A 23,429-nucleotide genomic window follows, 5' to 3' on the forward strand; every position below is an offset into this window, starting at 1 on the left:
TGGGGCGGGTGGACTTCGTCCATTAAGGTATACCCAAGGGCACACCGTAATGCATGCCCCTTGCGGGGCGGGTGGACTTCGTCCATTAAGGTATACCCAAGGGCACACCGTAATGCATGCCCCTTGCGGGGCGGGTGGACTTCGTCCATTAAGGTATGAATAAAGGTAAATGTTTGCCGTTGGCTATGCGACGGGGTACAAGAAACATAGCAGGTAGTTATGCCACTTGCCGATGATGTGGGGTAAAAATGATTCGGTATGTAAATGTTTGCCACTTGCTATACAGGTGGGATATAAGTAGTATAGTTTGTTTATAAGTCCCCGTCATTTTTGATGGGGATTTTTTAGGAGAAATAATGGAAATAAAACCGGGGTATTCTTATCATATCAAGGATGAATTCTTTGATTTTGTGCAGGACAAATATTTGATGGGAAATAAAGAAAACGGCAATTACCGACCGCATTTTTTGGCGATTCAAGATAACAAAAATGAAGAATTGTATTGGATGATTCCAATTAGTTCGCAAGTGGAAAAATATAAAATTATTATGGATAAGAAAATAAAAAAATATGGAAAATGTAATACAATCGTCATAGGAAAATTTGCGGGAAAGGACAATGCCTTTTTAATTCAAAATGCATTTCCGATTATAAAGAAGTATTTTGACCATATACATACGATTGAAAATAAGCCAATTATTATACATAGTAAGCTAAATAGGGAACTGACTGTTAAACTACGGGAAGTGTTAGCTATGCATAGAAGAGGGATTCATTTTGTTTTTCCAGATATAGATTATATACAAAGTAAAATGGAAGGAGAGTTGCCATAGGCAACTCTCTATTACATTTCACACTTTTTCAAGAAAATACTCCCACCCCTTATTGAGAAAAAAATATCAATAATGTTATTGACAATCAATATCATTTGGAATACAATACCATTGTAAATGATAATCAGTATCATTAATAACGAGGTAAAATATGAGCAAGGAAGAGAAAGCTGCAGCCGTAATCCGGCAGTTGAAGGAAAATGGATATAGGATCACACCGCAAAGGAGACTGCTGATTCAGATAATTCTGGAAAATGAGTACTCTTCCTGTAAGGAGATTTATTTTGCCGCAAGGGAAAAAGACCAGAAGGTAGGCATGGCAACTGTCTATCGGATGGTGCAGCTATTAGAAGATATGGGATTGATACATAAGGAAATGGTCGTGTACCTGTGAAGGAGGGATATGTTATGCCGCTGACGATGTTGAGTTCTGGAGAAGGCGCTGCGATTAAACGGATTGGCGGAAGGGACGAGGCGAAACGGTTTCTTGAGAATCTGGGTTTTACCGTGGGAGAGAAAGTGAAGATCGTATCAAGCAACAGTGGGAATGTGATTGTCCAGGTGAAAGATTCTCGGGTTGCGGTAAGCAAGGGAATCGCGAATAAGATTATAGTATGAATTGCCCTAGTGTCAAAGAAGGGCAGCGTCAAATTGTGAAGGAAGGTGTATAAGGATGTTTACATTAAGGGATGTAAAGTGTGGCCAGAATGTTGTGGTCAAAAAGTTGCACGGAGAGGGAGCGACGAAGCGGAGAATTATGGACATGGGCATAACAAAAGGTACTCCAGTCTATGTCAGGAAAGTTGCGCCCCTTGGCGACCCGGTTGAGGTGACGGTCAGAGGGTACGAGCTTTCGCTTAGGAAGGCGGACGCACAGATGATAGAAGTGCAATCATAAAGAGTAATTGGAGAAAATATAGCATGCAAGAGTAAGGAGAAACAGTAGGAAATAACAACTAGGAGGCAGGAAAATGAGAGTGAAAATCGCACTTGCAGGAAATCCGAACAGCGGAAAGACCACATTATTTAATGCGCTCACAGGCTCGAACCAGTTCGTAGGGAATTGGCCGGGTGTAACGGTTGAGAAGAAAGAAGGAAAGTTAAAGGACAATAAAGATGTTACGATCATGGATCTTCCGGGCATCTATTCTTTATCGCCTTATACATTGGAGGAAGTGGTCGCCAGGAACTATCTGATCACAGAGCGGCCGGATGCAATCCTGAATATCGTGGACGGAACGAATCTGGAACGAAATCTTTATCTGAGTACGCAGTTGATGGAGCTTGGGATTCCGATGGTTATGGCGGTCAACATGATGGACGTGGTGGAAAAATCGGGCGACCAGATCGACTTACGGCAGTTGGCAGAGAAACTAGGCTGTGAACTTGTAGCCATTTCCGCATTGAAGGGAGAGGGAATTAAGGAGGCTGCACAGAAGGCTGTGAAGGCTGCACAGGAGCGGAAGGAGCCTTCCGTAGTTCATGAATTTGCCCCGGAGGTAGAAAAGTACCTCAAGGAAATCGAGTCGATGCTGACAGATGTGCCAACAGGGCAGGAGAGGTTCTATGCGGTAAAATTATTTGAAAGGGATGAAAAGATCAAGGAGCAGATACCCAAAGCGCCTGACGTATCGGAAATTATTGCCCGGGCAGAGGAGGAACTGGATGACGATGCGGAAAGCATCATCACAAATGAGCGCTACCAATATATAGGGTCTGTGACGGAGAAATGCCTGAAAAAGGCAGAGAAAGGGAAGTTGACAATTTCGGATAAAATTGATAGAATCGTTACAAATCGATGGCTTGCCCTGCCCATCTTTGCGGCTGTAATGTGGATCGTCTACTATGTTTCAGTCACGACGGTAGGAACTATTGCGACTGACTGGACGAATGATGTACTGTTCGGGGAGATTATTCCGCCGGCGATTGAGAATTTCCTTGTAAGTATCAACTGTGCAGACTGGCTGAGCGGCCTGATTCTTGACGGTATCGTAGCCGGCGTGGGGGCGGTGCTGGGGTTCGTGCCGCAGATGTTGGTATTGTTCATTTTCCTTGCGTTTTTGGAAGCGTGCGGATATATGGCGAGGATTGCGTTTATCATGGATCGGATTTTCCGTAAATTCGGGCTGTCCGGCAAATCATTTATCCCTATGCTGATTGGTACAGGGTGCGGCGTCCCGGGAATCATGGCGTCCCGGACGATTGAAAATGACCGTGACCGGAAGATGACGATCATAACGACGACATTTATCCCGTGTGGGGCTAAATTACCGATTATCGCTTTGATTGCAGGCGCGCTGTTTGACGGGGCTTCCTGGGTGGCTCCCAGCGCTTATTTTGTTGGAATCGCAGCGATTATCTGTTCCGGTATTATATTAAAAAAGACGAAGATGTTTGCAGGAGATCCGGCGCCGTTTGTCATGGAACTTCCGGCGTACCATATGCCGACTGTGGGGAATGTGCTTAGGAGCATGTGGGAGCGGGGCTGGTCCTTTATTAAAAAGGCTGGCACGGTGATTCTTCTGTCAACCATTTTTATCTGGTTCACATCCAGCTTCGGTATCGTAGACGGTAAGTTCGGCATGACAGAAGATTTGAGCGACGGGTTTCTTGCAGGGATTGGCAGGATGTTCGCGTGGATCTTTATTCCTCTTGGATGGGGCGACTGGCAGGCTGCGGTTGCGGCCGTCACGGGACTGGTGGCCAAGGAAAATGTGGTCGGGACTTTCGGGATTCTTTTTGGCTTTGCTGAAGTTGCGGAAGACGGAAGTGAGATTTGGGGAACGCTTGCATCGAGCATGACCGGAATCGCGGCATATTCCTTCCTTGTGTTCAACCTTCTGTGCGCGCCTTGCTTTGCGGCAATCGGGGCGATTAAGCGGGAGATGAATAATGCGAAATGGACTTGGTTTGCAATCGGTTATCAGTGTGCATTTGCCTACGGGGTGTCTCTGTGCATCTATCAGTTTGGGACACTTTTAGCAGGCGGTGGTTTTGGAGTCGGTACGGCCGCGGCAGTACTGGTGTTGGCAGGATTCCTGTATCTGCTGTTTCGGCCGCACAGGGAAACAACGACGCTTAGTGTGGATCTTTCAAGCGTGGCTGCCAGAGGTGCGAAAGCATAATCAATTTCTGGTGTTTGCAAGGACAGGAGGGATATTCCTGTCCGGACGGATGGTATAGTGTATTATAATAAGGAAGGAAATGAAAAAGTAAGCATACCTGATGGATGGAAGTAAGTGGTTATTGAGGGATTAATCGAGGAAAGAAGGGATGCATATGGCGCTAGCGGCAAGCAGCATGATATCAACGGCTGCAGTGGGAGCGGTAGTCTTAGGAATTGCAGCATTGGCTGTGAGAAACATCTGGAAAAGGAAGAAAGCAGGGGGTGGCTGCGGATGTGGCTGCAGCGGCTGCAGCGGGACATGTCCGGGTAAAAATCCGGGCATGGACAGACGCGAATGAATTGACTTTTCATAGAGGAAATACTATAATGAAACTGTCAGGATTGACAGCTGCAGGCTGCAAATCCGGACAGTTTCTTTGTATATAATTAGGAGCTGCAAAAGCCTGTTATATAAATAAAAATATATCAACGAAAGGTTGGGGAAGACAATGGATCAGAACAAAGTGGCAAGAGTATTAAAATCAATGGAAGAGCATGAAATCCCGCAGATGATTATATCGGATCCGGTAGCGATTTTCTATCTTACGGGCAAATGGATTGCACCAGGCGAGAGGCTTCTGGCGTTATATCTGAATGTCGGCGGTAATCATAAGCTGGTAATCAACAAATTGTTCCCGCAGGAGAAGGATTTGGGAGTAGAGTTGGTATGGTATGATGATATCGAAGACGGTGTGGAGATTTTGAGCAGATTTGTGGAGAAGGACAAGGTGATGGGAATCGACAAGACTTGGCCGGCAAGATTCCTTCTGCGTCTTCAGGAATTAGGCGGGGGAAGCAAGTTCGTGAACGGCTCTCCGATTATCGACTATATCCGTATGGTGAAGGATGAAAAGGAGAAGGAGTTGATGCGCGAGTCTTCAAGACTTAACGATATCGCTATGGAGAAGCTGATTCCGTGGGTATCTAAGGGGTTGACGGAGAAGGAACTGAATGCTAAGATTCGCGAGATTTACAAAGAGCTTGGGTGTGAGGATGTATCTTTCGACCCAATCACGGCGTATGCGAAGGGAGCGGCAGACCCGCATCATGTAACGGACGACTCCAAGGGAAAGCGCGGCGATTGTGTGATTCTTGATATCGGTGCGTTCAAGGATAATTATGCTTCCGATATGACAAGAACCGTATTTATCGGGGAAGTGTCTGACCGGGCGAGAGAGATCTATGACATTGTCGTAGAGGCGAACAGGCGTGGAATTGAGGCTGCTAAGCCAGGCAACCGGATGTGTGATGTTGACCTTGCGGCAAGGAATTATATCGAAGAGAAGGGATATGGACAGTATTTCACACACAGGACCGGACATTCTATCGGTCTGGAGGATCATGAGTTCGGCGATGTATCTTCAGTCAATGAAGATATTATCCAGGTAGGACAGTGCTTTTCCGTAGAGCCGGGAATCTATCTGGCAGAGGAAGGAATCGGCGTGCGTATCGAAGATCTCGTGATTATCACGGAGGATGGATGCGAGGTATTGAACCATTATACGAAGGATCTGATCGTAGTACCAGAGGAGTAAAGAGGTTTTAAGCGCAGTAATTCTCGATATAGGATAAAGATGCAGGCAGGATAGGAATTGATTATCCTGCCTGTTTTATGCGCAGACCCGTACAGATGAAATATGCTGCTGAGGCGGTGCATGGGTCGCAGGTCCCCCAAGGGGCATCCCGTAATGCATGCCCCTACGGGGCGGGTGGACTTCGTCCAGTAAGGTATACCCAAAGGGCATCCCGTAATACATGCCCCTACGGGGCGGGTGGACTTCGTCCATTGAGGTATAGGTATGTCGAATCATGTCGATGGATTATGGCGTTTTTTTGCATCAAAGGCTTGCATTTTGTGGGAAATATCTGATAAAATAGGGATGTGAGGAAATCAGTTGGGTGAAGAGTGTTTTACCAGTCATTATAATTTTTAGAGATTTAGCCGTTTCGGGAACAAAGCAAGGGTTCTTTAGGGCTGTCTATGAATTTCAAGGGTAATCTGTTCGGTTCGGACAAAATTTTCAGATGTAATTTATTAGTTAGGTATCGTCCTGCTATCATGGCATAGAAGTCCATATTGCTGTAATTATATTGTTGTAACTATATTGTTGTAACTATATTGCTGACGATATTGCCGTAGCTCTATGGTTGTAATTATATGGTTGTAGCTTTATGGCAGCCGTTATTTGCCGCAGCTCTATGGCAGGAGGAGTGGCAGAAGGAGAATTTAGAATAGGAGTGATAGAATGAATCGTGGGAAGACGGAGAATGAATACGTAGGGTTAATGGTGAATATGTATGAGAAGTCGAATGAGGAACTCTGCGCGATTGCGGAGAGTGGGCGTATTGATGATATTATGACCGGATATCTTGTGTTGATACTGCATAAGGTGGGAGTTGCGATGGAGAAAGTGAATGAGATAGACTATTCTTCCATTTTTCGGAAAATTGATGTTAGAGAAGCACAGATGTTAGGACGATTATATGGTAGAAAGGCAGCATAAGTTAAGAAGACGATAAGGATATCATAAAGATATCATAAACACGGTTTTTATGGGTTGACCTTTGGTGATAAAGAGATTATAATTTTGAACGAAAGACTAATAAATAATGTATACATACAGATGAAAGATGAATCAGATAAAGGAGGAGCTGCAATGAACAGGGAGCAGGCACATGATATCTTGATGAGATACATGAAGGGAGAGAACTATATTACACATTCTTATGCTGTGGAGGCGATTATGAAAGGGCTAGCAAAACGCCTTGCACCGGAGGACGTTGAATATTGGGGAATCGTCGGTTTGCTTCATGATCTGGATGAAGAACAATGTGACTGGCAGCATGATATGGGAGTACATGGTCCTACATCTGTGGAGATACTTAAAAAGGAAGGAATTGAAGACAAGGTATTGTTTGACGCAATCTGTGCACACAATCCTAAGAGCGGTGTGAAAGCAAAGACAACCTTACAGTATGCGATCCTTGCGGCAGATCCGATGAGTGGATTTGTGAAAGCCGTTGCACAGATCTACCCTGATAAGAAGATTGCAAGCGTAAAGCATAAGTCAGTTATGAAGCGGTTCAATGAACTGCGTTTTGCGGCAGGGGCTAACCGGGATTACATGGAGTCTATAGAGTTTACCGGATTAAGCCTGGATGACTTGATTGATGTTGCACTGGAAGAGATGGGTGCGATCGCTGACATACTTGGCCTATAGGGAGCAACAAGTATAAAGAGTGCGGGAGACGGATTGGGTTTTGTATGCTATATAGCATATAATTAAGAAGTAATTGGTAGCTTGCCGGAAATTATACCTTAATGGACGAAGTCCGCCCGCCCCGCAGGGGCATGAATTACGGGATGCCCTTTGGGTACGGATAGATGGAAGTTACGAAGATTTTTATAGCTCCATAGTGATAGATCTTACGGGGAGGGATGTATGCTGGGTTAATGCAGCAGATTGGAAATTAGTGAATTAAAAACAAAAAAATGGCAAGGCTCAAGGCAGTTGCATTGGCGCAAAGCGGTTGACAAAACCACATGGAGAGGGTATTATTAAATACAGGCCATGTGAACAAGAAAGGTGTGAAGATATGGAAGGCTATATTGACATGCATTGTCATATATTGCCGGGAGTGGACGACGGCGCGAAAGATATCGACGAGACGAAACAAATGTTAAGAATCGCATATGAGGAAGGGATACGCTGTATTATTGCTACTCCGCATCATCACCCAAGGCGTGGCAAAGAGAATCCAAAGGTGTTACGAAGACAGGCAAAGCTGTTGAGAGATGCGGCTCATGAGATTGACGAGCATTTTCGCATTTATCTGGGGACGGAGATCTTTTTCGGTCAGGACGTAGTGGATAAACTGCAGGACAAGCAGATTTTGACTATGAACGGCAGAGACTATGTGCTTGTGGAATTTTCACCTTCCGATACTTATGCATATATACGGCAGAGTCTTCAACAGTTACAGCTAAGCGGCTATGAAGTGATACTTGCCCATGTAGAGAGATACAACTGTATTGTAAAAGAACCTGAACTGGCAGAACAGTTATGTGAGATGGGGATTCGTCTGCAGGTGAATGCAGACAGCATTATCGGTGAAAACGGAAGGGAAGTCAAGAAGTTTGTGAAATATCTGATGGATTCAGAATTGCTTTTTTGTGTTGGAACCGATGCGCATAGCAGCAGGCGCCGCGCTCCCCGGATGAAGAAAGCGGCAGGTTATGTGAAAAAGAAATACGGTGAAGAATATATGAGGAGGATATTCTTTAGCAATGCAAAGACGATGCTGAAGAAGTTACAGAAGAATGAGTTACGATAAGATGACGAATCCGGAATTTGATAATGACGAGATTACAATAGATTTGACCGAGTTGTTAATGGTGTTGTGGTCTGAGGTGCATATCATATTACTGTCGGGAATTTTGATGGCGTTGCTGGCGTTTGTAGGGACGAAACTTTTTATTACGCCGCTCTACACATCGACGACACAGATGTATGTATTGACGAAGCAAGATAACAACTCCAGTGTTACCTACACAGATTTGCAGACGGGCACACAGCTTACCAAGGACTATATGGTGCTGATTAAGAGCCGTCCTGTGTTGGAACAGGTAATCTCAGTACTGAACCTTGACATAGAAGTAGAACGGCTGGCGGAGATGATCAGCGTTGAGACGGAGACGGACACCCGTGTTCTGAACATCAGCGTAAAGAATGAGGATCCAAGAGTTGCGAAGGAGATTGCCGATGCAGTCAGGGATGCGGTGGGAGTTCAGATTACGGAGATTATGGATGCGGAAGCTGTTAATACCGTACAGGAAGGGAATCTGGCTACGGCTCCGTCTTCGCCAAGTGTAATGAAGAATGTACTCATCGGGGGTATCCTGGGATTAATCATTTCAATTGGTATTATTGTATTGATATTTGTCTTGGATGATACTGTTAAGACTCCGGATGATGTAGAACAATATTTAGGATTGAATGTACTTACGTCTATTCCGATGCAGGAAGGGGCAGAAAAAGCGAAAAAGTCTAAGAAGGTACGAGGCAAGACCGCCAAGAAGCTGTTGCGGAATATGAAGAAATAAAGAGGAGAGAATGAAATGCAGGAAGTAATATTAAAAAATATTGAAAAAGACTATCGAAGTAATGAAGCATATAAGACTCTCCGAACGAATGTAGAATTTTCCGGTGCGGATAAGAAGGTAATCGTTTTTTCTTCCTGTACGCCGAACGAAGGAAAGAGTACGGTGTCGCTGTCTCTTGCAATGTCGCTTGCGGAGGGGGATAAGAATGTACTTTTTGTGGATGCGGACTTGAGAAAGTCTGTGTTGGTGGGACGTCATCAGATTAAGGGGCAGCTTAAGGGGCTTAGCCATTTCCTGTCCGGGCAGGCTGATGCGAAGGATGTGATTGCTAAGACACAGGCGAACGGCCTGTTCTGTGTGCTCGCGGGAGTTGTACCGCCGAATCCGGCAGAGTTGTTGGGCAACCGTCGGTTTGAGGCGTTTATTGAAGGCGCGAAGAAGGCGTATGATTATGTGATTATTGACGCCCCGCCGGTAGGAAGCGTTATTGACAGTGCGATTATTGCTAAGTTCTGCGATGCATCAATACTGGTAATTGCAGCAAACACGATTAGTTATAAGTTTGCAAGAGGCGTAAAGGACCAGTTAGAGAAATCTGGCTGCCCGATTCTGGGTGTGGTGCTTAACAAGGTGAATATGAAGCAGAATAAGTATTACGGCAAATATTACGGTAAGTACTACGGTGCATATTACGGAGAATATTACAAGAAAGATGATGAATAGAGGGTTTGAGGGATGAAGCATCGGGGATTAGCGCTTATAATGGCCGCGGCATGTGCGGTTCTGACAGTGATAGCAGCATTTATATATCTGCGGCAGGACAATAAGCCACCGGAGATTAAGATTGAAGAAAGAGACATTACCTATACAGAGGGCGATGGTTATGAGGCTCTGATGGAAGGCGTGTCTGCGATGGATAAAGTGGATGGAGATCTTACGGGAAAGGTATTTGTAAGTAAGATTGTACTTACGGGCGATGACTCGGCCATCGTATATTATGGAGTTATGGATGAACATAAGAATATTGGAACCGCAAGAAGAAGAGTGACATACAGAAGTGCGACGCAGGAAGATCCAGAAGCGGAAGAGACATCAGGAGTAGTTGGAGTAGAAGGTGAGAACGGTGATGTTCCGCCAACGCCATTGGAACCAGATGGTCCCAAACCGGTTATGGCTCTCACAACAAATCAGATGACAATCAAGGTTGGGGATGATTTTGACCCGTTGAGTGTTGTGCAGGGGGCTGTAGACGATAAAGATGATATTAATACATTATATCAGAATATACATGCGGATGGAATATATAATACTAAAACTGAAGGAAGCTACGAGATCCGTTATTATGTTACTGACAGTGACGGAAATGCATCCGAACCGCATATATTTACGTTGACAGTTGAGTAGAATAAGCGATTGTTTGTCATAGTTATTTATGACAGAATCGGAGGCCGTAAACAGATAGCATATCGGTCAGATAGAGGGGACATATATGGGGTATTACCTCACCAGGAGGAAGAGAAACAGTATAATCGGTAAGATGATTTTATTGCTGCAGTTGATCATATCGGTAGGATTTGCCGCGATTCTGTGGAAGAGCGGCATGATACCAGGAGAGTTCTTGTTATTGACTGTGATTGTACTGCTTGCGTTGCTTGGAGTACTCTTTATATTGCTTGGAGAGGCGTTTGGATATCAGTTTGCAGGCAGGAAAGGCAATATCGCGGGTGTTATTCTCAGTGTATTTGTGAATTTGATTTTTGGAATAGGGATTATCTATCTGGCAAAGGCGGACGCGGTACTTAGAGACGTCGGAGGGGCGACGTATAAGACTGACAATATGGTTGTTGTAGTCAAGAATGACGATCCGGCAGAGAAACTAGAGGATGCAAAAAACTATCGTTTTGGATACCAGACAACACTGGATCAAGATAACAATACATTGATGGTGGAAGATATTGAAGCTAAAGTCGGCAGAGAGATTAAGCTGATAGAAACGGAAACCATTATAGACGAGGCAGAAGCGCTCCTTGCAGGCCGAATAGAGGCAGCGATCTATAATGAAGCTTATGGAAGTGTAATCGAGGAGGCTGTGGAAGGATACTCGGATCAGGTGAGGGTTCTGTATCAATATGGAATTGAGACAGACATTGAGATAGAAGAGACAGATATCGAGAAATCGTTTAACATATATATCAGTGGAATTGATGTGGCTGGTTCCATTACAAAGAACAGCCGGAGCGATGTCAATATTATTATGACGGTGAATCCAAGTACAAAGAAGATTCTTCTGACAACAACGCCGAGAGATTATTATGTACAGATCCCGGGAATATCCGGAGAGGCGAGGGATAAATTGACTCATGCCGGAATTTACGGTGTGGACAGATCTATGGCGACTCTGGAGAATATCTATGACATCGACATATCATATTTTGCAAGAGTGAACTTCACTTCACTGATAATGATTGTGGATGCGCTTGGAGGAGTGAACGTGGAATCTGAGTATGCATTTGAAGCAGGCGGTTACAGCTTTGAAAAGGGGATGAATCATCTGAACGGTGAGCAGGCGCTTGTATTTGCAAGAGAACGCCATAGCTTTCAGGATGGTGATAATCAGCGTGGAAAGAATCAGGAAGCGATACTAAAGGCAATTTTAGAGAGGATTATGTTTCCGGATATTCTTTTCCAGGCAAATGATATATTGAATAATGTTGCCGATTGTGTGGAGACGAATATGACACGGGATGAGATGGCTAAGTTTATTAATATGCAGCTCTCAGAACGTGCCGCATGGGAGATTGAGACCACGGCAGCAACAGGAAGTGGAGACAAGCAGGCATGTTTTTCATCAGGCTCACAGTTATTATATGTAATGTGGCCGGATGAAGCGGTTGTTTCAGATATTTCAAGAAGGATGAAAAAAGTAGAGGGGGAGAACGAAGGATGATGAATGTAATTGATCCGCAGAGGGCTATTATTGCTGCAGGTATCGTAATCCTGGTCGGTGTCGTAATCTTTGTTGTAAGAAATAATAAGATGATTGGTAACAGGTTGAGAAGCAGATATGAATAAGATATGGGAAGGTAGAGGAGTGCCCTGGGTTCATCAGGCGATTCTGGTGGCATTTCTGGATGCGCTTTTTGTTGTGATATCCTATGGCGCGGCGCTGATCCTTAGGTTCGACTTTTCTTTTTCATCTATTCCGGAGGCATACCGGAGCGGATACCTGTGGTCCATGCCATTCTGGATTGCATCGACAATTGTAGTATTTTATGCGTTCCGGCTTTATCACAGCATTTGGAGGCTGGCGAGCATTTCGGAACTACAGATGAGTATTGCCGCTTACATCGTGCTATTACCGGTATACGGTCTTGGCATTATGTTTATGCAGCTCAGAATGCCGAAAGCATACTATTTCATGGGCTTCATTATCAGCTTTTGCATGACAACCGCTCTGCGTTTTTCCTACCGGATGTTTCAGACATATTTTGGAAACCGGGAAGGTACGGAAGAAGAAGAGCAGAACCGTATTATGGTGATAGGCGGCGGCGCTGCAGGACAGACTTTGATCAGAGAATTGGTTAACAGCAGAAGATTACACACGAAAGTATGTTGTGTGATTGACGATAATCCAAATAAAATAGGAAGAGTCTTAGAAGGAATACCGATCGTTGGGAACCGCGATGATATTTTGACTATGGTTGACAGATATAAGATTAATCATATTATTTATGCGATTCCGGCGACAACCGGAAAGAACCAGAAAGAGATTTTGAATATATGTAAAGAGACAAAATGCAGACTTCAGACGGTTCCAGGAGTCTATCAGCTTGTGAACGGTGAAGTCAGCGTCAGCAAGCTCAGGGATGTAGATATTGCGGACCTGTTGGGAAGAGCCCAAGTCAGAGTAAATAATGACGAGATATTCCGGGCAATCCGGGGACGGAAAGTTCTTGTCACCGGAGGAGGAGGCTCTATTGGAAGCGAACTGTGCAGACAGATTGCCAAGGCTAAGCCGAAGCAGTTGATTATATTTGATATTTATGAGAATAATGCATATGAGATCCAGCAAGAGTTAAGGAGGACGTATCCTCAGCTTGATTTGGAGGTACTGATTGGGTCGGTACGTAACAGTAACCGTATCAATCAAGTCATGCATACCTATAAGCCAGATATTGTATATCATGCGGCGGCGCATAAGCATGTTCCATTGATGGAAGACAGTCCGAATGAGGCGATCAAGAACAATGTATTAGGTACGTATAAGACCGCAATGGCGGCTGCAAAAACAGGAGTGAAGAAGTTTGTCCTGATTTCTACGGATAAGGCTGTGAATCCTACGAATATTATGGGAGCATCCAAGCGTCTGTGTGAGATGGTTGTGCAGATGATGAACCGTAAGACGGATACGGATTTCGTAGCAGTGCGATTTGGCAATGTGTTAGGGAGTAATGGAAGCGTTATACCGCTTTTCAAGAAACAGATTGCAGAAGGCGGTCCTGTGACTGTCACAGATAAAGATATTATTCGGTACTTTATGACAATTCCGGAAGCGGTAGCCTTAGTGCTTCAGGCATCCTACTATGCAGAAGGCGGAGAAATCTTCGTGCTGGATATGGGAGATCCGGTCAGAATCGACGACATGGCGAGAAACCTGATACGGTTGTCGGGGTATGAGCCTGATATCGATATACCGATTGTATATACCGGTTTAAGACCCGGCGAAAAGCTGTATGAGGAGTTGCTTATGGATGAAGAAGGGCTTCAGGATACGGCGAATGAGATGATTCATATCGGGCATCCTATAGAGATGGATGACGAGTGGTTTGAAGAAAAGTTAAAGCTGCTTGATAAGGTTAGCAGACAGGATTCAGCCAGAATTAAAGAGATTGTGGCGGAGATTGTGCCCACTTATCATTTTAAAAAGTAAGTTATTATCTAATATACAAAATCTTAAAGTTTCAAATCGTCGCCTTGCCGCGTTTGGAAAGTTGGGATGTTATGATTGAAGTTAAAATCTGCCCAAGAAAGACAGAATGGCGAAGCATACCCTTTTTTAGGAGTAGAAGCAAGAAGATGTCTTTGAGGGGCAGTTTTTATTTTGCCTGAAAATGAGAATGTGCGAATATGCAGCTTCATATGGCAGATTTCAAAGAATAATTAGGTAATAGAAAATTAAAATTAGAATTTAGGTATGATTAGATATGGTTAGATTGAATCGAAATCTAGTCATATCTAATTGTATGTAAATAAGGCAAGGGATAACGGCAATGCCATTGGGCGTCGTCGATAATAGAATAGGAGAATTGCCATGTGGTATGTTGTGCAGGTGCGCACAGGTACAGAAGAGAGCATTCGGATACAGTGTGAGAAACACATGTCCGGAGAAGCGCTGGAGCGTTGCTTTATCCCTTATTATGAAGAATCGAAACGTATCCGTGGAAGATGGACTACTTTGGAAAAAGTCCTGTTTCCTGGGTACGTTTTTATGGTTTCGGAAAAACTGGAAAGGCTATATGATCAACTTCATGGAGTTGTTGGGCTTACGAAGCTGATTGGAACCGGACGGGAAATTGTTCCGCTCAGGGAAGAAGAGATTGCATTTATGCAGGGGATTGGTGGAGAAAAGCAAGTTGTAGAAATGTCGGAAGGCGTGATTGAGCAGTCTTGTGTGAGGATTACTTCGGGACCGTTGGTAGGTATGGAAGGGATGATTAGGAAGATTGACAGGCATAAGAGGAAGGCTTGGTTGGAAGTTCCTATGTTTGGGAGAGTACAAATGGTGCAGGTGGGGGTGGAGATTGTGGCGAAAGTTTGAGAATGAAAATAAGATAAGAAGCAAAAAACTATAGGACATTAAGAAAGGGTAAATAAATGAAAATATCATTTTCACCTCCAGATATGACAGAACTAGAAGTGGAGGGTGCATTGAATGCCATTAAGTCAGGATGGATTACTACCGGCCCTAAAACAAAAGAGTTTGAAAAAAAAGTTGCAGAGTATATAGGGGTAAATAAGGTAGTATGCCTTAATTCGCAGACAGCCTGTGGAGAGATGGCACTTAGGATTATGGGAATAGGCCCGGGCGACGAAGTCTTGGTGCCAGCATATACGTATACTGCCAGTTCCTCAGTAGTTTGCCATGTTGGAGCAAAACTTGTTTTTGTGGATATACAAAAAGAAAATTTTCAAATGGATTATAAAGCATTTGAAACATTGATTAATGAGAATACAAAAGTGGTTATTCCCGTTGATTTGGGTGGTGTGCCTTGTGATTATGAGCGGATATTTGAGATTATAGAGAGGAAAAAATACCTTTTCAGACCGGCTAATAGGATACAAAAAAAATTGGGCAGAATTGTTGTATGCGCAGATAGCGCCCATTCATTTGGCGCATCTTGGCATGGAAAAATGGCTGGCTCTATAGCGGATTTTTCTAGTTTTAGTTTCCATGCCGTGAAAAACCTAACAACCGCAGAAGGCGGAGCCCTTACATGGAAAACAATTCCGGGGATTGACGATGAAGAGATTTACCACCAGGTGCAGCTTTATTCACTGCACGGTCAATCTAAAGATGCTTTATCCAAGACGAAACCAGGAGCATGGGAGTATGATATTGTAGGTCCATGGTATAAGTGCAATATGACTGATATTATGGCAGGAATTGGTTTGGCACAGCTAAAAAGATATCCTCAAATTCTGAGGAGAAGAAAGAACATTATAGAGAAATACGATGCTGCTTTTAGACCGTTAGGTGTGGAAACGCTTTCGCATTTTACAGATGAATGGCAAAGTTCCGGACATCTATATATAACAAGAGTGCCAGGAATTAACTTGGAGCAGAGAAATGATATTATTGTCAAGATGGCTAAAGCGGATATTGCGTGTAACGTTCATTATAAGCCGCTTCCAATGATGACAGCGTATAAGAATATGGGATTTAACATCGAAGATTATCCAAATGCATATGAAAAATTTGCTAATGAAATTACGCTTCCGTTACATACATGTCTAACAGATGAGATGATAGACTATATAATTGAAAACTTTAGCAAAATTGTTAGAGAATATATTTCTTAAACAAATAAACCTAAGAATATGGTGAAGTGAAATGATTTTTAAAGACTGGAATAATTTGCCTGAATTCATGAAATGTGACGAGGTAAGAGTCTATTATGAAATTTTGAAAAAGAGAAAACTCAGCCTTTATATAAAAAGAGTTTTTGATGTTGTCGTAGCATTAATGTTGATTATTGTACTGGCCATTCCAATGTTAATAGTAGCAATAATGATAAAAAAAGATTCTAAAGGGCCGGTGTTCTACAGACAAGAAAGGGTTACAGCATACGGTAAGAAGTTTAAAATTCACAAATTTAGGACCATGGTAAGTAATGCCGAAAAAATTGGTCCTACGGTTACAATGGTAGAAGATAGTCGAATAACTCAGGTAGGAGCTAAGTTAAGACGCTTTAGGATAGATGAATTTCCTCAGATTTTTGATGTGCTTTTAGGAAATATGAGTTTTGTAGGTACACGTCCTGAAGCAGTAAAATATGTAAGTCAATACACGAATGAAATGATAGCAACACTTTTGCTTCCAGCAGGAATTACGAGTGAAGCAAGTATAAAGTATAAAAATGAAGCGGTATTATTAAATAAAGCGGATAATATAGATGAAGTTTATATGGAAGATATACTTCCAGAAAAAATGAAATATAATCTCGAAAGTATTCGTAGGTTTAGCTTTTTAGGAGATATTTTGATAATGATAAAGACCACGGCTGCAGTAATAAAATAATTGTAATTATCGGAAAAATATCAGAGGTGTGCTAATATATGAAATATCGTATGCTTGAAAATAAAAAGATATTGTTATTCTGTCAATATTTTTTTAATTATGAAAATAAAATTAAAGGAAAAATGGAAGAACTTGGTGCAAAAGTTGATTTATATAATGAAATGTCTATAAAATCAACGCGGGATAGGGCGTTATTAAAAATATCTTCTCAGTTTTTTAAAAAAAGAACTGAAAAGTACTATTTTAATATTTTATCAGAGGTCGTAGATAATGTATATGATTATGTATTATTTATAGATTGTGAAATGCCGACAGAGGATATACTGAGTATGTATAGAAAAAAGATGAGGCAAGCAAAATTCTGCCTTCATATGTGGGACTCTGTGGAAAATTTGAAGGGTATAAGCAAAAAGTTTAAATATTTTGACCTTATAACTACTTTTGACCGAAAAGATGCAAAGAAACATGGCCTTATATTAAGGCCATTATTTTTTTGTGATGAATATAGAAAAAAAGATAATAATATCGTTAATTTTGAATATGATATTTCTTTTGTTGGAACCATACATTCAGATAGATATAAGATATTAAAGAAAATTATCAAGCAGGCAGAATACAATTCATTAAAAGTATATTTTTATCCATATTTACAAAGTAGATTTATTTACTACTTCTATAGAATCATAAAAAGTGAATTTAGGCATACATCAATCCAAGATTTTAAATTTGAGAAAGTATTATCAAAGGATATAGTTGACATTATAAACAAATCTAAAGTCGTAGTAGATATTCAGCATCCCGCACAAAGTGGACTTACGATGAGAACGTTAGAAATGATAGGGATGAAGAAGAAACTAATTACTACAAATAAGGATGTGACGGAATATGATTTATATAATCAAAATAATATTATGATTATTGACAGAACTCATCCGGTACTAGATTTTAATTTTTTTAAGGCGGTGTATAAGGAATTGGAGAAAGATAAATACGAGTACTATTCCCTTGGTAGATGGTGTTTGGATGTATTGGGGGTTGGGGAATGTTAAAACAATATTCATTTTGTGAAATTATAAAAAATGTTTATTCGTTGGTTTTAACAAAATTGACACTTCCACAGTGCCGTTTATTACGACGTCCCATCTATATGCGTGGTATCAAATCAATTGAAGGGGCAAAAGGGTTGACGGTGGGATATGGTTGTAGGTTTGATTTAGAAGGGACAAAAAGAACTTTGTTTATAGGAGATAATTGTCAATTTGGAGATAATACACATATTGTAGCTTTACAAAGTGTAAAAATTGGAAACGATGTTTTAATCGCATCTAATGTATTTATCAGTGACACGAATCATGGAAGTTATAAAGGGGTTATTCAAAGCAGCCCAAATGAAGCTCCAAATGAAAGAAACTTAGAATACAACAACGTAGTAATAGGAAATAATGTGTGGATAGGACAAAACGCTGTTATTTTAGCAGGAAGCAATATTGGTGATGGGGCTGTTGTAGGTGCGAACTCTGTTATTAATTCTAAAATCCCGGCTAGTTATATTGTTGTAGGAAATAATAGATTAGTAAAAAGATACGATTTTGATGAAAAAAAATGGATTCGTTTGTAGAAAGAAAAATGGTATGGAAGAGAAGAATTTGGCATCAGCCATATTTGAAGTAGAAAATGATACTCATTTATTAGATTACAAGACATATGATGGAGTCCCTATTTGGATGATTAGTAGATGGTATTTATTACATGATATTATTGGTGGGAAATTGCTGGACTATGAATCTCCTGAAAGAATGAGAAGAGTAAACACAAAAATGATAAATTATATTTTTAAGACTGCTAAATATAATTTTTCTCATAAGGAAATGTTTAATGCTAAATCTATTTTTTTATTAGCAACAAATAGAAAGACTCTTATAAACAATAAGTACTATAATAGATATGTAGATCATTTCTATGAGGAATATCCGGAACAATCTTTAGTAATTGAACAAGCTCCATTGGATTGGGAGTGGCCGTTTCCTAGGGTAAATGCTGATGTTTATTTTGATGCGATTGGGAGAGTGGAAGGTGAAATTAGGAGTAGATTTTATTACAAAAAGGATTATGTAAAAGTTTGTGAAATGCTAATGCTCTTTTGCAAAAGAGTAAAATTGCTATTTGATATTAGAATACAAAATAAAGAATTTGAGTATATTGCAATCTATATATCAAAATTAATTGTTTCAATGAGATATCAATCTATATGGTTGAATAAGAAGCTAACAAAAGATACAAAAGTTGTTATTGCAGTAGGATCGGGTTTTCCACATTACTATTTTACAAATCGTATGCTTAGGAGAAGAGGTATAATTAGCGTTGAACTGCAACATGGATATATTACAAAAAATAATATTATGTATAATTATGCTGATGTGTTAGTCAATAAGGCACAAGTAAAAGCAGGGATTCCAGACTTTATATTAACATATGGTGAGTGGTGGAACAGCCAAATGAATTGTCCCATAAAAAAAGTATCTATTGGAAATCCTTATCACGAGTATTGTATTAAAAAAATAAGTCAAGTGTCAAAGAAGAATAGAAATATTTTAATTATTGGAGTTGGTGAAAATACAAGGGATTATATTTCATTGGCTGCATTTTTACGGAAAAATATAAAAGATTATCATACAAAATTTAGACCACATCCGGGGGAAATGATAAAAGCTATAAAAATAATAAATGAAGGCGGCTATTCTATTGAATTAGATAAAAACATAGATATATATACAACTTTAGCCAATACCTCAATTATAATTGGAGAAGTGTCCACTGTCCTATTTGAAGCAATCGGAATAGTGAATAGGATTATAGTAAGCAATACGAAATATACGCATACTTATTTACCAGAACATCCATTTGAGACATTCAATACAGGAGAAGATTTAGTAAAAAAAATAAATAATCCATATAATTGTAAATATTTCGAGAATGAAATGTTATGGGCTGAGTGCTGGAAAGAAAATTATAGAAAATTTATAGATAGCATCATTTAAACAGAAATTGGAGAATAAATAAATGATATCTTGCTTGTTTTTAGTATCTGCATTTTATACTTATATTGCATATCAAAATTCAAAACTAAGATTGTTATCACCGACATTTTGGGCATCGGGAATGTTTATGGCATTTTCTTTCATATATTTAGTTACTCTGTTTTCAATGAAGTCAGATATTTCTCCCTTCACATTTTTTGCCATAGTGCTGTTTTTGAGTGTTACAGCTATAGGCGAATATATGGGAAATAAAATTACAGTTAAAAAGGACTTTAGTGATATAGAATCTGAGAAATTAAATATTATTTCGGAATGTGAAGGCATAATATATATTTCAAAAGGTAAAGTTATAGTTATTACAATTATATTTATGATAGTAGCAATGGACAGATATAGAAATTTAGTTTCAATTGCATCTTCATATTCTGGAGGCGGATTTTCAGGAATTATGAATATGATGACATATGCCAGAAGGGCGTTTGTCGATTCAAATAGATCAGTAGTACTTAGTAACACTGTGTTTAACCAACTGGTGTACATGTGTGAGATTACAGCTTATATTATGATTTTTGTTTTTCTATTTAATTGGATTAGTTATAAGGATAAGCGATTTTATTTACTCTTGCCTTTGATTCCAGACCTATTTATTAGATTTGTTAGTACTAGCAGGACTGGATTTATTATTTTTGTTGTTGCAATCATAATAAGTTATTTTTGGATACTTTTGAAAAAAGAGCGTTTAAGGAAATTGCGTATTTCACCAAAACTCATAATAGGAGTTACCATATTTGTCGTAGTTTTTATGATTTATGGACGTATAAGAAACGAAGCAAAATCTATACCGGTAATTAATTATCTACAAATGTATACATGTTCATCAATTTATGGTTTGGAGGATTTATTACAAAAAAACTGGGATGGAACGCCCTACTTTGGATTTTATACATTACAAAAAATATATAGTCTTTTGGGGATAGAACATGATGTTGTTCGTACATGGGGGAGAATGGTTGTCTTTAGCAAAAATAATTATCATGCAAACTTATATACATCATTAGCTAATCCAATTATGGACTTTGGGATTATTGGCTGTATGATGTTAAGATTTTTTGCTGCTTTTATAGCAACAAAAATTATTTCTAATTTTGCAACCAAAAGTTATGGAAAACGTTCCTTTTATATATATTTATTTTTTGCAATTTCAATGATATATTGTTACTTTTATTCGGCAACAGGAGACGTCTTTGCCGATTATTTTTTTAATCCTGGATTAATGATCCGATATCTTGTTTATGGATGGATTCTTGTTAAATTATATTTAAAGCCGACAGTTGTTGAGAAAGGAGAAAGTTAAATGAAATATGCCGGTATTGTTGTTACATATAACAGGAAAGAAGAACTAATAAATAATATCAACAGTATATTATTACAAAAGAAGAAATTTGACAAATATTATATTATTGATAATTGTAGCAGTGATGGAACATATGAATTTCTAGTTGAACAAAATATTTTAAAAAACGAATTTATTAAGTATATATTGTTAGATAAAAATATTGGCGGAGCAGGTGGATTTTATACAGGTCTAAGATTTGCTTATGAAGATGGATACGATTTTATATGTATGATGGATGATGATGGCAGACCTTTAGAAAACGAAACTTTTTTGAATCTATATAATACCGCTAAAGAGATATATAAAAATCATAAAAAAATGATGCTAAATTCATTAGTTGTATGTGATGATAATGCAAAAAATCTATCCTTTGGCTTGGGTACAATGAGGTTGTCTGAGGAGGTATATTTAAAATCAGTAAATAATTTGATAAAGGATTTAATTAATCCATTCAACGGAACACTTGTTTCAAAAGAGCTGGTAGAAGAAATCGGATTCCCTAATAAAGATTTTTTTATTAGAGGTGATGAGGTTGATTATCAAAGTAGGGCAAAGAAAGCAGATGCGTTTATAGCGACTGTGGTAAATAGTATGTATTATCATCCTTCTGCAGAATTAGTTCCATTGAGATGGCGTGGCAGAACTGTCTATATTGGAACGTATTCACCATGGAAAGGGTATTATCTTGTAAGAAACTACGTTTTTAGAATTAAACGTGACAGCGGGAACTTAGCAGCAATAAAGGAGTTTATCTTTCAATTATATGGAGCAATAAGATGTAATCCTAAGGCAAAATCGTGTCTTCCACTTTTATTTAAAGGCTTCTGTGACGGCATGAGAGGAAGACTTGGTATAAATCTAAATGTTAAATAAGGTAGAATGCAATGAAGACGGTAGATATTATAACGAGGGATATGCATCAATTACATGGTGCAAATAAAGTGACGGAGAAATTAATTATAGGGCGTAAATATTTTGAAGATAATGGTTTCTGTTTAAGATACGTTATTTCACAGGATGGGATTATAGAATGTGCAAAGTATAAACACTCGACACTTGGAATTCATTTGTGTACACATAAATATCAGGGAAAACGAAGAGTAATAGAGACATTAAAGCAACTGCCCATATATAGGATGCTTTTAGTGCAAAAATGTATTATCAATAAAGAAATATCTGCCAATGATAAGGTTTATAAATATTTTAAGACAATAGAGACGAAACCAGATATAATAATTTTTCAAGATCCATATACTGCGATTCATTTTTTTAGAAATACAAATGAACGTATAAAATCTATTTTTATAAGCCATGCAGATAAGGATCCTTTAGAGCATGTGCTGTTAGGAAGACCGAGCATAAAAGAAACAAAAGTCGAGACAGAATTAAGAAGAGAATTTAAAAAATTATTTAATTACGTTGATGAAGTTGTGACAATTTGTAAATCATCAAAAAAATATATGAAAAAAGAGTATGGTTTAGATTGCCCATGCATTATTAACGGTATAGAGGAAATTTGGTATAAGGATACTCATAAATATTCGGAAGAAGACAAAAAAATTCATATTGCTATTGTTGCATCAATTCAGTATCGAAAGGGACAGGATTTGGCATTGAAGGCATTATCTAACTTGCCAAAAAAACAAAGAGAAAAAATTGTATTACATATCTTTGGAGGCGGTGAAGGTCTTGAAAAGCTCAAAAAATTAAGAGAGCGAATTACGTTAAGTGATGATGTAAGAATATATGGACCAGTTCTCGAAATAGAAAGATATCTTCCGAAAATGGATGTATTTATGCTACCGAGCAGAGCAGATACTGTTCCAATAGCTATTATAGAGGCGATGCGAGCAGGACTTCCAATTTTTGCATCACATGTAGGAGAAATTCCGAATATGGTTCATGGGTGTGGCGATTTTATAGAAGCAACAACTGAGTCGATATTTGAGTTGTATATGAGATTAATAAATAATGAATATGATTTAGTAGAGTTAGGAATAAAAGCAAGAAGCAAATTTTTAGAAGAATTCCAATTATCTGCAATGATAGGTAAGTATTCTGATGTTTTAAAAGGACTGGAATAAGTTTATGTGT

25 protein-coding genes are annotated in these 23,429 nt (G+C 39.7%); all 25 read left to right on the forward strand.

Features of this window, described 5'->3' with window-relative positions:
• The first annotated feature begins 356 nt into the window (after window positions 1-356).
• The 25 genes from cptIN (at window position 357) to AC6I3O_RS03165 (ending at window position 23,419) form a co-directional block, all read left to right on the forward strand.
• Window positions 357-833 (forward strand): type III toxin-antitoxin system CptIN family toxin, encoded by a 477-nt coding sequence (gene cptIN / locus AC6I3O_RS03045; protein ID WP_497849660.1) that lies wholly within the window; start codon window positions 357-359, stop codon window positions 831-833.
• 151 nt (window positions 834-984) lie between these two features.
• On the forward strand, window positions 985-1,227 hold the full coding sequence (locus AC6I3O_RS03050) for a Fur family transcriptional regulator (RefSeq protein WP_497849661.1): 243 nt from the start codon (window positions 985-987) through the stop codon (window positions 1,225-1,227).
• A 14-nt stretch (window positions 1,228-1,241) separates the two neighbouring features.
• Window positions 1,242-1,451: a FeoA family protein gene (locus AC6I3O_RS03055; RefSeq protein WP_497849662.1), complete on the forward strand. Its 210-nt coding sequence runs from the start codon at window positions 1,242-1,244 to the stop codon at window positions 1,449-1,451.
• Between the two features lie 55 nt (window positions 1,452-1,506).
• On the forward strand, window positions 1,507-1,731 hold the full coding sequence (locus tag AC6I3O_RS03060) for a FeoA family protein (RefSeq protein WP_497849663.1): 225 nt from the start codon (window positions 1,507-1,509) through the stop codon (window positions 1,729-1,731).
• A gap of 73 nt (window positions 1,732-1,804) precedes the next feature.
• Window positions 1,805-3,958: a ferrous iron transport protein B gene (gene feoB / locus AC6I3O_RS03065; protein ID WP_497849664.1), complete on the forward strand. Its 2,154-nt coding sequence runs from the start codon at window positions 1,805-1,807 to the stop codon at window positions 3,956-3,958.
• 175 nt (window positions 3,959-4,133) lie between these two features.
• The gene (locus AC6I3O_RS03070; RefSeq protein WP_497853411.1) at window positions 4,134-4,298 is read left to right on the forward strand and encodes a FeoB-associated Cys-rich membrane protein; all 165 of its coding nucleotides are present in this window, start codon (window positions 4,134-4,136) and stop codon (window positions 4,296-4,298) included.
• 150 nt (window positions 4,299-4,448) lie between these two features.
• Complete coding sequence (locus AC6I3O_RS03075) at window positions 4,449-5,534, forward strand: M24 family metallopeptidase (RefSeq protein WP_497849665.1); 1,086 nt, start codon at window positions 4,449-4,451, stop codon at window positions 5,532-5,534.
• Window positions 5,535-6,245: 711 nt separating this feature from the next.
• Window positions 6,246-6,503 carry a hypothetical protein gene (locus AC6I3O_RS03080; RefSeq protein WP_497849666.1) on the forward strand — a complete coding sequence of 86 codons (258 nt, stop codon included), beginning with the start codon at window positions 6,246-6,248 and terminating at the stop codon, window positions 6,501-6,503.
• A 153-nt stretch (window positions 6,504-6,656) separates the two neighbouring features.
• Window positions 6,657-7,220, forward strand: a complete 564-nt coding sequence (locus AC6I3O_RS03085) for an HD domain-containing protein (protein ID WP_497849667.1) — start codon at window positions 6,657-6,659, stop codon at window positions 7,218-7,220.
• Window positions 7,221-7,596: 376 nt separating this feature from the next.
• Window positions 7,597-8,334 carry a CpsB/CapC family capsule biosynthesis tyrosine phosphatase gene (locus AC6I3O_RS03090; protein WP_497849668.1) on the forward strand — a complete coding sequence of 246 codons (738 nt, stop codon included), beginning with the start codon at window positions 7,597-7,599 and terminating at the stop codon, window positions 8,332-8,334.
• Window positions 8,321-9,103, forward strand: a complete 783-nt coding sequence (locus AC6I3O_RS03095) for a YveK family protein (protein WP_497849669.1) — start codon at window positions 8,321-8,323, stop codon at window positions 9,101-9,103. Before AC6I3O_RS03090 ends, AC6I3O_RS03095 begins: the two co-directional genes overlap by 14 nt.
• A gap of 15 nt (window positions 9,104-9,118) precedes the next feature.
• The gene (locus AC6I3O_RS03100) at window positions 9,119-9,826 is read left to right on the forward strand and encodes a CpsD/CapB family tyrosine-protein kinase (RefSeq protein WP_497849670.1); all 708 of its coding nucleotides are present in this window, start codon (window positions 9,119-9,121) and stop codon (window positions 9,824-9,826) included.
• A gap of 12 nt (window positions 9,827-9,838) precedes the next feature.
• Window positions 9,839-10,507, forward strand: coding sequence for an immunoglobulin-like domain-containing protein (locus AC6I3O_RS03105; protein ID WP_497849671.1), 669 nt, complete (start codon window positions 9,839-9,841; stop codon window positions 10,505-10,507).
• Window positions 10,508-10,592: 85 nt separating this feature from the next.
• Window positions 10,593-12,050, forward strand: coding sequence for an LCP family protein (locus AC6I3O_RS03110; RefSeq protein WP_497849672.1), 1,458 nt, complete (start codon window positions 10,593-10,595; stop codon window positions 12,048-12,050).
• Window positions 12,047-12,175 (forward strand): hypothetical protein, encoded by a 129-nt coding sequence (locus tag AC6I3O_RS03115; RefSeq protein ID WP_491870028.1) that lies wholly within the window; start codon window positions 12,047-12,049, stop codon window positions 12,173-12,175. Before AC6I3O_RS03110 ends, AC6I3O_RS03115 begins: the two co-directional genes overlap by 4 nt.
• Complete coding sequence (locus AC6I3O_RS03120) at window positions 12,168-14,033, forward strand: polysaccharide biosynthesis protein (protein WP_497849673.1); 1,866 nt, start codon at window positions 12,168-12,170, stop codon at window positions 14,031-14,033. The genes AC6I3O_RS03115 and AC6I3O_RS03120 overlap by 8 nt, the downstream gene beginning before the upstream one ends.
• Before the next feature lie 381 nt (window positions 14,034-14,414).
• Window positions 14,415-14,921, forward strand: coding sequence for an antiterminator LoaP (gene loaP / locus AC6I3O_RS03125; protein ID WP_497849674.1), 507 nt, complete (start codon window positions 14,415-14,417; stop codon window positions 14,919-14,921).
• A gap of 56 nt (window positions 14,922-14,977) precedes the next feature.
• On the forward strand, window positions 14,978-16,183 hold the full coding sequence (locus AC6I3O_RS03130) for a DegT/DnrJ/EryC1/StrS family aminotransferase (protein ID WP_497849675.1): 1,206 nt from the start codon (window positions 14,978-14,980) through the stop codon (window positions 16,181-16,183).
• Between the two features lie 31 nt (window positions 16,184-16,214).
• Window positions 16,215-16,901, forward strand: a complete 687-nt coding sequence (locus tag AC6I3O_RS03135) for a sugar transferase (RefSeq protein WP_497849676.1) — start codon at window positions 16,215-16,217, stop codon at window positions 16,899-16,901.
• Window positions 16,902-16,939: 38 nt separating this feature from the next.
• A complete protein-coding gene (locus AC6I3O_RS03140; protein WP_497849677.1) occupies window positions 16,940-17,950 on the forward strand; it encodes a WaaS/CpsH family glycosyltransferase in 1,011 nt (336 codons plus the stop codon).
• The gene (locus AC6I3O_RS03145; RefSeq protein ID WP_497849678.1) at window positions 17,944-18,519 is read left to right on the forward strand and encodes a DapH/DapD/GlmU-related protein; all 576 of its coding nucleotides are present in this window, start codon (window positions 17,944-17,946) and stop codon (window positions 18,517-18,519) included. The genes AC6I3O_RS03140 and AC6I3O_RS03145 overlap by 7 nt, the downstream gene beginning before the upstream one ends.
• A gap of 13 nt (window positions 18,520-18,532) precedes the next feature.
• Window positions 18,533-19,939, forward strand: coding sequence for a hypothetical protein (locus AC6I3O_RS03150; protein WP_497849679.1), 1,407 nt, complete (start codon window positions 18,533-18,535; stop codon window positions 19,937-19,939).
• Window positions 19,940-19,961: 22 nt separating this feature from the next.
• Entirely contained in the window at window positions 19,962-21,293 is a 1,332-nt protein-coding gene (locus tag AC6I3O_RS03155; protein ID WP_497849680.1) for an O-antigen polymerase, read from the forward strand.
• Window positions 21,294-22,208: a glycosyltransferase gene (locus AC6I3O_RS03160; RefSeq protein WP_497849681.1), complete on the forward strand. Its 915-nt coding sequence runs from the start codon at window positions 21,294-21,296 to the stop codon at window positions 22,206-22,208.
• Window positions 22,209-22,219: 11 nt separating this feature from the next.
• Entirely contained in the window at window positions 22,220-23,419 is a 1,200-nt protein-coding gene (locus AC6I3O_RS03165) for a glycosyltransferase family 4 protein (protein ID WP_497849682.1), read from the forward strand.
• The last annotated feature ends 10 nt before the right edge of the window (window positions 23,420-23,429 follow it).

It is taken from the genome of Sporofaciens sp. St.21A7, from assembly GCF_059728535.1.